The sequence below is a fragment of the Allosphingosinicella sp. genome, from assembly GCF_036387215.1.
Lineage (GTDB): Bacteria > Pseudomonadota > Alphaproteobacteria > Sphingomonadales > Sphingomonadaceae > Allosphingosinicella.
Genome location: NZ_DASVUE010000408.1, coordinates 1 through 2,753, shown reverse-complemented (window position 1 = coordinate 2,753; position 2,753 = coordinate 1). Strand labels below are relative to the sequence as shown.

Here is a 2,753-nt window from a genome sequence, read left to right as displayed (position 1 = left end):
GTCGGCATCTGGGGCGCGTTCAAGGGTTCACTTCTGACGATGCTGGTGACCCTTGCACTCGCCTTCCCGATCGGCGTGCTCTCCGCCGTCTATCTCGAGGAATATGCGCCGCGGAACCGCTGGACCGATATGATCGAGGTGTCGATCAACAACCTCGCCGCAGTGCCCTCGATCATCTTCGGCCTGCTCGGCCTCGCCGTCTTCCTGAACGTCATGCACCTGCCCCGCTCCGCGCCCCTCGTCGGCGGCCTGACGCTCGCATTGATGACGATGCCGGTGATCGTCATCGCCGGCCGCAACGCGATCAAGTCGGTGCCGCCTTCGATCCGGGACGCCGCGCTCGGCATCGGCGCGAGCCGCGTGCAGGTCGTGTTCCACCACGTGCTTCCGCTGGCGCTTCCCGGCATCCTTACCGGCACGATCATCGGCATGGCCCGCGCGCTCGGCGAGACTGCACCGCTCCTGATGATCGGGATGCGCGCCTTCATCGCCTCCCCGCCCGGCGGCGTAACCGAGCCTGCAACGGTGCTTCCGGTTCAGATCTTCCTCTGGTCGGACGAGGTCAATCGCGGTTTCGTGGAGAAGACCTCCGCCGCGATCATCGTCCTCCTCGTCTTCCTCCTCGCGATGAATGGAATCGCCATTTATCTGCGCAACAAATTCGAACGCCGCTGGTGAACCAATGACCGATACGACCATGAACGACATCGCGGCCCACCAGCAGGCGCGCGCCACCACCTCCGCACCGAAGATGTCGGCGCGCGGCGTCAGCGTCTTCTACGGGCAGAAGAAGGCGATCGACAACGTGTCGATCGATGTAGACCGCGAGAACGTCACCGCCTTCATCGGCCCTTCGGGCTGCGGCAAGTCGACCTTTCTACGCACCCTCAACCGGATGAACGACACGATCGCAAGCGCGCGCGTCGAAGGCGCGATCGAGCTCGACGGCGAGGACATCTACGCCTCTGGAATGGACGTCGTTCAGCTCCGTGCCCGCGTCGGTATGGTGTTCCAGAAGCCGAACCCGTTTCCGAAGTCGATCTACGAGAATGTCGCCTACGGGCCCCGCATCCACGGCCTCGCGGCGGGCAAGGCGCAGCTCGACGAGGTGGTCGAGCGCTCGCTGAAGCGGGCGGGCCTCTGGGACGAGGTCAAGGACCGGCTCACCGACAGCGGCACTGCGCTTTCGGGCGGCCAGCAGCAGCGGCTCTGCATCGCGCGCGCGATTGCTGTGGATCCCGAAGTCATCCTCATGGACGAGCCGGCCTCCGCGCTCGATCCGATCGCGACTGCCAAGATCGAGGAGCTGATCCACGAGCTTCGCGGCCGCTACGCGATCGTGATCGTCACCCACAACATGCAGCAGGCGGCGCGCGTCAGCCAGAAGACCGCTTTCTTCCATCTCGGCCACCTCATTGAATATGGCGACACGTCCGAGATCTTCACCAATCCGCGCGAGACCCGCACCAAGGATTACATCACCGGCCGGTACGGCTGAGGAGGCAGGAGCATGATAGAAAAAGTGGGCACCGGTTTTTCGGCCATCATGCGACCAGAAGGAATTTAAGATGGCGACCGGACATACTCTGAAGGCTTTCGACGAGGACCTCGACCAGCTCCGCGGCCTCATCGCGGAAATGGGCGGCCGCGCCGAGGAGGCGATCGCTCAGTCGATGCAGGCGCTCGTCCGCCGCGATACGGAGGCCGCCCGCCAGGTCGTCGAGGCCGACAAGAGGATCGACCTCCTCGAAGCCGAGATTGAGCGGCAGGCGGTGCAGATCATCGCCCTTCGCGCGCCCATGGCGGACGACCTTCGCGACGTGGTCGCCGCATTGAAGATCGCCGGCGTCGTCGAGCGGATCGGCGATTATGCCAAGAACATCGCCAAGCGCGTCCACGTGATCGAGCAGTCGCCGAACATCGAGCCGCTTTCCCTCCTTCCGGAAATGGGCCGAATTGCCGGCGAGATGGTTCACAACGTGCTCGACGCCTTCGCCGCGCGCGATCCCGAAAAGGCGGTCGCGGTCTGCGAGCGGGACCGGGCCCTCGACGACTTCTACAACAGCATCTTCCGCACCCTCCTCACCTTCATGATGGAAGATACGCACAACATCACTCCGGCCACGCACCTGCTCTTCATCGCCAAGAACCTCGAGCGGATCGGCGATCACGCAACCAACGTCGCCGAGATGGTCTATTTTGCAGCCACCGGGGGCCATCTCGCCGAGCGCACCCGGGGCGAGGATCCGACCCGCCCCCATGGCTAAGGGCCGGATCCTCCTCGTCGAGGACGACAAGGCTCTGACCGAGCTGCTCATCTATCATTTTAAGCGCGAGGATTTCGACATCCAGCACACGCCGGATGGCGAGGAGGCGCTTCTGCTCGCATCCGAAAGCGCGCCCGACCTCGTGTTGCTCGACTGGATGATCGAGGGCATCTCGGGCATCGAAGTCTGCCGCCGCCTCCGCCGCCGCGCGGAGACCGCGAACGTACCGATCATCATGCTCACGGCGCGCGGCGAGGAGGCAGACCGCGTCCGCGGCCTCGAGACCGGCGCGGACGATTACGTCACAAAGCCCTTCTCCCCCCGCGAGCTGGTCGCGCGCGTGGGCGCAGTGCTCCGCCGCGTCCGCCCGGCCCTCGCCGGGGAGCAGCTGAGCTATGCGGACATCGAGATGGACATCGTCGCGCACAAGGTGAAACGCGGCGGCGAGCCCGTGCAACTTGGCCCCACCGAGTTCCGCCTTCTCCG

The 2,753-nt window shown here is 64.9% G+C and carries 4 protein-coding genes; all 4 read left to right on the top strand.

The genetic code is table 11. The annotated features are described in order from the left end of the window. On the top strand, positions 1–678 hold a 678-nt coding region (gene pstA, locus VF662_RS15515), incomplete at its 5' end, for a phosphate ABC transporter permease PstA (protein ID WP_464142853.1). Positions 679–682: 4 nt separating this feature from the next. After that, a complete protein-coding gene (gene pstB, locus VF662_RS15510) occupies positions 683–1,498 on the top strand; it encodes a phosphate ABC transporter ATP-binding protein PstB (protein WP_464142852.1) in 816 nt (271 codons plus the stop codon). A gap of 70 nt (positions 1,499–1,568) precedes the next feature. Then, the gene (gene phoU, locus VF662_RS15505) at positions 1,569–2,267 is read left to right on the top strand and encodes a phosphate signaling complex protein PhoU (RefSeq protein ID WP_464142851.1); all 699 of its coding nucleotides are present in this window, start codon (positions 1,569–1,571) and stop codon (positions 2,265–2,267) included. Beyond that, a partial coding sequence (locus VF662_RS15500; protein ID WP_464142850.1) for a response regulator occupies positions 2,260–2,753 on the top strand: 494 nt, incomplete at its 3' end. The genes phoU and VF662_RS15500, both read left to right, overlap by 8 nt.